Genomic DNA, 7,685 nt, shown 5'->3' with positions numbered 1-7,685 from the left:
GTCGATGGCGACCGATGGCCTGGGGTGGTGGCTGATTATCGATGGTGATCGACCTCCCGACAATACCGGCCGAGCGCAGTCGTCGTTCTCACAACTGTGCATACGACAAAGTTGCCGAATGCTCGCATCGACGGTCATCGGGCAGGGAAGGAGCCAGGGTTCGACGGGTTCGACGCGGATTCGCCCTCCGTCCCCCCGCGGCGGTACATTGCACCTCGCCCGTGAGCGGCACACGCTGAGACGTCGACGAGGTGGGCGATGCGGGATCGGACCGTGGCACAGCTGTTGGTGGCCTGCCTGGAGCGGGAGGGAGTCGAGTACCTCTTCGGCATCCCGGGCGAGGAGAACATCCACTTCGTCGATGCGCTGAACGGCTCGTCGATCCGCTTCATCCTGGTGCGGCACGAGCAGGGCGCCTCGTTCATGGCGGACATCTACGGCCGGCTGTCGGGCCGGGCCGGCGTGTGCTGCGCCACGCTCGGTCCGGGGGCGATCAATCTCCTGCTCGGTGTGGCCGACGCGCAGACCGATTCGACCCCACTGGTGGCCATCTCCGCCACCGTGGGGCGCGAACGAAGCTACAAGGAGACCCACCAGGCGGTGGACCTGGTCGCGCTCTTCCGCCCGGTCACCAAGCGCGCCGACGTGGTGCCCACGCCCGCCGCCGTCCCGGAGCTGGTCCGTCGCGCCTTCGACCTTGCTCAGGCGGAGAGATGCGGTGCGGTCTACCTCGCCGTCCCCGAGGACATCGAGGCCTGCGCCATCCCCGACACCCTGGTGCCACTGCCCCGGTGCCGAGCGACCGCCGGCACGGCGCGCCAGGCGGACCTCGAGACCCTGGTGGAGATCCTGTCGGCGGCCCGGCGTCCCGTCGTGCTCGCCGGTGGCGGAGTCGCCCGCGCCGGAGAGGGTGCGTCGCGCGCACTGACCCGTTTCGCCGAGCGAGCCGGGCTGCCGGTGGCGACGACCTTTCACGGGAAGGGCACCATCGACGACCGGCACCCGAACGCCCTGGGACCGATGGGTTTCATGCTCCACGACTACCAGAACTTCGCATTCGACACCGCCGACGTGATCGTCTCGGTCGGCTACGAGCTCCAGGAGTTCGCGCCGGCGCGCATGAACCCGGACGCCGACAAGCGCATCCTGCACCTCCACCGTTTCAGCCCTGACACGGACACCCACTACCTCCCGGAGGTGCAGGCCATCGGCGACATCGCCGAGGCTCTCGAACGGCTGGCGGACATGGTTCCCCCGCGGGCGGCCATCGCCGCAGCGGACATGCGCATCCGTGCCCTGCATCGCGCCGAGCTCGACCGTGGAGCCCAGGATGCGTCGTTTCCGCTGAAGCCTCAGCGGGTGGTCGCGGACATCCGCGCGGCGCTCGACGACACCGACATCGTCCTCGCCGACACCGGGGCGATCAAGATGTGGATGGCGCGGCTGTATCCCACCCATCGTCCCAACACCTGCCTGGTCTCCAACGCCCTCTCGACCATGGGATTCGCCCTGCCGGGTGCACTCGGAGCGAAGCTCGCCAGGCCCTCAGCCAAGGTGCTCGCGGTCATGGGCGACGGCAGCTTCCTGATGAACAGCCAGGAGCTGGAGACCGCGGTCAGAGAGCGCATCGCCCTCGTCGCCCTGGTCTGGGTGGACGAGAGCTATGGGCTGATCCGGTGGAAGATGGAGCTCGAGCTCGGCCGCTCGTCCCACGTGGCGTTCACCAACCCGGATCTCCCGGCGTACGCCGCGTCGTTCGGTGCCAGGGGGTACGCGATCCGCAGCGCCGGCGACCTCCTCCCCACGCTGCGCACCGCGCTCGCCGACGACGCGGTGTCGGTGATCGCCTGCCCGATCGACTACTCCGAGAACACCAGGCTCACCGACGCACTGGGCGCGCTGACAGCTGCACTGTGACGACGCCTCGTCTTGACGGCCCCCCACCCTGGGCAGATGATCGGCGCATGGTTGATGAACGTGATCGCATCGCCGGCGACCGGGACCGGCTCGCCGACCGGAGGGAGCACGACACCGACGCCCGGGAGCGCCTCGCCGACGAGCGCGAGCGTGCTGCGGACGTACGCGAGGCGGCCCTCGACGCGCGGGAGCGCGCCCTCCAGCTCCACGAGCACTCGGTGCGCGAGCGCGCCTCGCGCCTCCAGTTCGTCACCACGACGGCGAGGGACTCCGCCGTGGAGGCGATCGCGACCAGCAACGAGCAGATCGCCAGGTCCCGGCTGGCGCTCGACCGGCTGGCGGATGCCCTGGCGAGGAGCCTCGTCGCCCTCGATCGCGACGACGCCCACGCCGCCCGTGACCAGGCGGAGATCACCCAGGAGATGGTGTCGTCCGAGGACGGGCCCGCCGCTCCGCCGGCGCCGGTGGTGGAGCCCGCCTAGGCCGGCGCCCCGCCGACCGCCTGGGCCTGGGCCAGGTACCCGTGCTCCTCGAGCCAGGCGGCGGCCTCGTCGCCGGGGCCGCCGAAGACCAGCCGCCCGCGCTCGAGCACGTGGGTGGTATCGGCGATCTCGAGGAGCACGCCGATGTACTGCTCGACGAGCAGCACGATCCGGCCCTCGTCGGCGAGGGCGCGGACGATCTCGGTGAGCTCGCCCACCATCCGCGGTGAGAGGCTCAGCGAGAGCTCGTCGAAGAGCAGGCAGCGGGCGCCGGTGACCAGCGCGCGGCCGATGGACACCATCCGCTGCTCACCTCCGGAGAGGCGGTAGGAGGCCACGTCGAGGCGCTCGGCGATGCGCGGGAACAGCTCGAGGACCCGCTCGACCCGGGCCTCGACCTCCGCCCGGTCCAGGCCCCAGCCACCGGCGTGGAGGTTGTCCCGCACCGACAGCGAGGGCAGCACCCGGCGGCGCTCCGCGATCATCACCATCCCCGCCTGGCCGCGGCGGTACCCCGGCCAGCGCGAGATGTCGCGTCCGTCGAGGTGCACCGACCCCGCCGAGGTGCCCACCAGGCCGGCGATCCCCGAGAGCAGGCTGGTCTTGCCCACGCCGTTCCCGCCGAGCACGCCGACGATGCGCCCCGGCTGGCAGTCGAGGCTGACCCCGCGCAGCACCGGCATCGGCCCGTACTCGAGGTGCAGGTCGCGGACCTGGAGCCCGCCCCCCTCGGGTCGGTCCTCGCCCTTGAGGCGGGAGGTGACGGTGACCCGCGGTGCCGCCGGTGCCGTCCCGCCGGCGCGCCGCAGCCTCCTGCTCCCGTCCACCCTCCTGCCGAGGTAGACGCGGCGGACCTCCTCCTCCCGGATGATCGTCTCGGTGGGGCCCTCGACCAGCAGCCGGCCGTTCTCCAGGACGAGGAGGTGCTCGGCGAGGGCGGTGAGCACCCGGGGATTGTGCTCGACGACGAGCAGCCCCCACCCCTCCTGCTCCTGCAGGGTGAGCAGCACCTCGGCGAGCCGGTCGCCCTGCTCGTCCATCAGCCCGCCGGCCGGCTCGTCGAGGATCAGCACCTGGGGCCGGGTGGTCAGCGCGCGGACCAGCTCGAGCTTGCGCCGCTGGCCGAAGGAGAGCGCGGCGACCGGCGCCGTCCGCTTGCCCTCCAGCCCGAACATCTCCAGCAGCCAGTCGACGCGGTCGCGATGGCTCCGGTCGTAGCCGTGGACGCAGACGACGTTCTGCTCGGCGGTGAGCACGTCGGCGAGGCGGGGGAACTGGAAGCTCCGGCGGATGCCGGCCCGGGAGCGGGCCATCGGGCTCCACCCGGTGATGTCGGCGTCGCCCAGCCGGACGCTGCCCTGCTGGTGGGGGACGAAGCCGGTGAGGGCGTTGATCAGCGTCGTCTTCCCCGCTCCGTTGGCGCCGACGATGCCGACCCGCTGCCCCGGCGCCACCCGGACGCTCACCGCGTCGACGGCACGGACGCCGCCGAAGTCGACGGTGACCGCCCGGCCCTCGAGCGCCGCCGCGGACCGCGACGGCCGTTGCTCGCGTCCCACGACCGCGTCGGGGCGCTCGACGACCGCCATCGCGCCGGTCATGGTGACCGCCCGGACCGGTGCCCACTCGGAGTCGGGCACGGCCGCCTGGACCTGTGGGCGGTGGGCGCGGATCCTTGCGGCGATCGCCTCCCGGTTCTGGCCCGCCACCAGCGCCACGAGCAGGATCGTCCCCGAGATGAGGTTGGGGAAGAGGTGGAGCGGCTCGAGCAGGATGGGAATGGCGGTGAACGCCGCCGCCACCAGCCAGATCGAGGACAGCTCCCGCATCCCGCTGGCGATCGGGATGGCGACATAGATCACCGAGAAGATGAGGCCGAACGAGAACGTCGGCGGCGGCGACCCGTTCACGAAGGCGATGAGCAGCCCGCCGACGCCGATGAGCAGGCCGCTGAAGGCGAACACGGTCAGCTTCAGCATCCAGTTCCGCAGCCCCATCGCCCGGGCGCCCTCGGGCACGTGCCCGACGAGCACGACCTGGAAGCCCAGCCGTGACCGGAGGACGGCGCGCACCACCAGCGCGAGGCCGAGGACGATCGCGCCGACGATCAGGTAGATGGCACGCTGGGTGTCGAACCAGCCGGTGAGCTCCGGCTGCGACACCCCCCACCCCGCCGCCCCGCCGGTGACCCCGGGGATCGAGAACCCGACCTTCTCGATGCCCACCTGGACGACCAGCGAGGCGACCACGAAGTAGAGGCCGGTGACCGCGAGCGAGGCCAGGCCGGTGAGCAGGGAGAGCACCACCGCGGCGCCGAGCCCCAGGAGGATGCCGGCGAGGTGGTTGGCGAGCCCGCCGTTGCTGGCGAGGTGGGCGAAGAGGTACGCCGACAGCCCGGCGATGCCGGCGGCGTTCAGCGGCATCTCGCGGAGCGCGGCGATGGGCAGGAACAGGCCGAGGCCGATGAGCCCCGCGGCGAATGCCGTCGACCCCGCGTACAGCAGGTAGCCGGGGAGCAGGAGGAAGCCGCCCACCCCCAGCAGCGCGAGCAGGACCGCCGGGATCGCGCCGGGGGTGAGCAGCCGGCGACGCCGGCTCGGAGCCGCGGGCGTCTCCATCAGCTCTGCAGGTGGGCCAGGTGGCGGCGGCGCAGGCCCGCGTAGAGCACCCCCGCCGCCATGATCAGGATCGCGGTGAGGTTCTCCAGGCCGGGGCCGAGAGAGCCGGCGAGCTCGGCGCCGAGCAGGTCCTCGGCGATGCCGAGGAGCAGGCCGCCGGCGAACGCGAGGGCGAACGACTCCAGCCCGCCGAGCACCGCGCCGGCGAGCCCCCACACCATGACGAACAGCAGCAGCGGGGTCGCCAGGGTGGTGCGGGTGCTGACCAGGATGCCGGCCAGCCCGGCCATCCCCCCGGAGATCGCCCACACCCGGACGACGTAGGCGGTGAGCGGGATGCCCATGGTGGCGGCGGTGTGGGGGTCGTCGTAGATCACCCGGACGAAGAGGCCGAAGCGGGTCCTGCGGAGCACCCAGGTGGTCACCGCCACCACGACGACGCAGGTGGCGAGGGAGCCGATCTGGTCGGCGGTGACGTAGGTGAGCGCGAAGTCGAACCCCTTCGCGCCGAAGACCGGTGACCCCGCGGGATTGTTCAGCGGCAGGACCAGGTCGGCGGCGGCGAAGAGCAGCAGCGTGATCGCGAGGGTGAGGATCATCACCAGTCCCTTCGGCCAGCTCGACAGTCGCAGCGTGACCTGGCCGAGGGCGGCTCCGAGAACCGCTCCCAGGAGGATGGCGGCGGGAACGGCGACCGGCCGGGGCGTGCCCGCGACCGCCTCCATCCGCCAGTACACGGCGGCGCTGAGCGCGGCGATGCCCGCCTGCCCGAGGTTGACCACGCCGCTGATCCGGTAGGAGGCGACCATGCCGAAGGCCATGAGGCCGTAGATGGTCCCCAGGGTCACCCCGAGGATCAGCGCGGAGACGAAGAGCGCCAACGATCGAGCACTCCGTGAGCCGGGGCGGGTACCGAGGCTCCGGGATCAGTGCCGTCTCCACCCACCACTGGCCATGCCTCGCCGCCATCCTACGGAAGCCCGGCGACCCCGGGCAAATCCCAGGCCGGGGTCGCCCTCAGCGGGACGCGATCGTCGCGTGCATCTCCCAGACGAGGATCTCGGCCGGCTCGATGGCGGTGACCCGCTGGCCGCCGGTCGCGGTGAACCGCACCGCGTCGCCCTCGGACAGCCGGCCGGCGCCCTCGAGGTCGACGCTGCCGCGGGCGACGAAGAGGTGGAGGAAGGGCGCCTCGGGCAGCTGCACCTCGCCGCCGGGCTGGAGCCGCGCCGCGCGCAGCGCCGCGTACCTGTTCCGGATGCGGATCGCGGCGTCGCCGGCGTGCTCGTCCATCCCCGACGCGACCACCACGAGCCCGCCGCTCAGCAGCTCGTGGTCGATCTCGAGCTGCTCGTAGCCGGGGGTGACCCGCGCGGTGTCCGGCACCACCCACATCTGCACGAAGTGCACCGGGTCGGTGTGGGTGTCACCGCCCTGGAGCCTCCAGGCGTCGTTCTTCTCCGAGTGCAGGATGCCGGTGCCGGCGCTCATCCGCTGGGCGAGACCCGGGTAGATGATCCCCGAGTGGCCGGTCGAGTCCTGGTGCACCAGCGAGCCGTTCAGCACCCAGGTCACGATCTCCATGTCCTGGTGCGGATGGGTTTCGAACCCCGTGCCCGGGCTGACCACGTCGTCGTTGTTGACCAGCAGCAGCCCGTGGTGGGTGTTCCTCGGGTCGTGGTGCCGCGAGAACGAGAACGAGTGCTTCGAGTCCAGCCACGACAGCGTGGTCGCGAAGCGGTCGCCGGCGCGGCGGACGTCGATCACCGGCCCTCCCACCGCCGGTCCGGCGCCTCCGCTCATCGGGGGGCCGGCCCGCCGCCGGTCCGGACGGGCACCACGTCGGAGGGGAGGGCGTCCTCGACCATGTCCTCGATCTCGGCGACGCGCTCCGGCGGGGCCGGGGTGAAGCCGTGGAGCTCGGCGCAGTGCTGCTCCGCGATCTCCGCGCAGATCCGCGCCGCCTGGTCGCAGATCGGGTGGCCGAGGTCGGCCGCGTTGAGGGCCATCAGCATCCGGTACCGCAGGTCCATGCCCACATGGTAGCGGCGCCGTCCCGCCGGCCCCGTGCTAGGGTCGCCACCGATGGCCGAGCTCACCATTCCCGCCGCCGGCGGCGACCTCCGCGCCATCCTCTCCCGCCCCGCGGGCGAGGGACCGTGGCCGGGAGTCGTCGTGATCCACGACCTCCTGGGGATGAGCGACGACCTCCGCCGCCAGGTGGACTGGCTGGCCGGGGCGGGCTACCTCGCGGTGGCGCCGGACCTGTTCTCATGGGGGCGCAGGGCGGTCTGCCTCCAGGCGACCTTCCGCGACCTCGTGTCCCGCCGTGGCGCCACCTTCGACCGCATCGACGCGGTGCGCGGTTGGCTCGCCGGCCGCGACGACTGCACCGGCCGGATCGGGGTCATCGGCTTCTGCCTGGGCGGGGGCTTCGCGCTCCTCCTGGCCCCGGGCCACGGGTTCCAGGCGTCGAGCGTGAACTACGGCATGGTGCCGAGGAGCGCCGAGAGCATCCTCGCCGGGGCCTGCCCCATCGTCGGGAGCTTCGGCCGGAGGGACCGGACGCTGCGCGGCGCGGCCGCTCGGCTCGAGGGTGCGCTCACCGGCCTGGGCGTCGACCACGACGTGCGCGAGTACCCGGACGCCGGCCATTCCTTCATGAATG

General features: G+C 72.3%; 7 protein-coding genes. 3 read left to right on the top strand and 4 right to left on the bottom strand.

What is annotated here, in order from left to right:
* Window positions 1-258: 258 nt before the first annotated feature.
* Both VGL20_07775 and VGL20_07770 read left to right on the top strand, forming a co-directional pair.
* Entirely contained in the window at window positions 259-1,917 is a 1,659-nt protein-coding gene (locus tag VGL20_07775; GenBank protein ID HEY2703571.1) for an acetolactate synthase large subunit, read from the top strand.
* 47 nt (window positions 1,918-1,964) lie between these two features.
* On the top strand, window positions 1,965-2,399 hold the full coding sequence (locus VGL20_07770) for a hypothetical protein (protein ID HEY2703570.1): 435 nt from the start codon (window positions 1,965-1,967) through the stop codon (window positions 2,397-2,399).
* On the opposite strand, the gene VGL20_07765 is transcribed toward VGL20_07770, so the two are convergent.
* The 4 genes from VGL20_07765 to VGL20_07750 form a co-directional block, all read right to left on the bottom strand.
* Window positions 2,396-5,017 (bottom strand): ATP-binding cassette domain-containing protein, encoded by a 2,622-nt coding sequence (locus VGL20_07765; protein ID HEY2703569.1) that lies wholly within the window; start codon window positions 5,015-5,017, stop codon window positions 2,396-2,398. The two genes, VGL20_07770 and VGL20_07765, sit on opposite strands and share 4 nt — an antisense overlap.
* Window positions 5,017-5,898 (bottom strand): branched-chain amino acid ABC transporter permease, encoded by an 882-nt coding sequence (locus VGL20_07760; protein ID HEY2703568.1) that lies wholly within the window; start codon window positions 5,896-5,898, stop codon window positions 5,017-5,019. Before VGL20_07760 ends, VGL20_07765 begins: the two co-directional genes overlap by 1 nt.
* Window positions 5,899-6,034: 136 nt before the next feature.
* Window positions 6,035-6,820: a pirin family protein gene (locus VGL20_07755; GenBank protein ID HEY2703567.1), complete on the bottom strand. Its 786-nt coding sequence runs from the start codon at window positions 6,818-6,820 to the stop codon at window positions 6,035-6,037.
* A complete protein-coding gene (locus VGL20_07750) occupies window positions 6,817-7,050 on the bottom strand; it encodes a hypothetical protein (GenBank protein ID HEY2703566.1) in 234 nt (77 codons plus the stop codon). Before VGL20_07750 ends, VGL20_07755 begins: the two co-directional genes overlap by 4 nt.
* A 52-nt stretch (window positions 7,051-7,102) precedes the next feature.
* Here VGL20_07750 and VGL20_07745 point away from each other — a divergent pair.
* Window positions 7,103-7,685: dienelactone hydrolase family protein (locus tag VGL20_07745; GenBank protein ID HEY2703565.1), on the top strand; the 583-nt coding region annotated here is incomplete at its 3' end.

It is taken from the genome of Candidatus Dormiibacterota bacterium, assembly GCA_036495095.1.
Lineage (GTDB): Bacteria > Chloroflexota > Dormibacteria > Aeolococcales > Aeolococcaceae > CF-96.
Note: the sequence above shows the minus strand (reverse complement) of the source record. Positions and strands in the feature narration are given on the sequence as shown.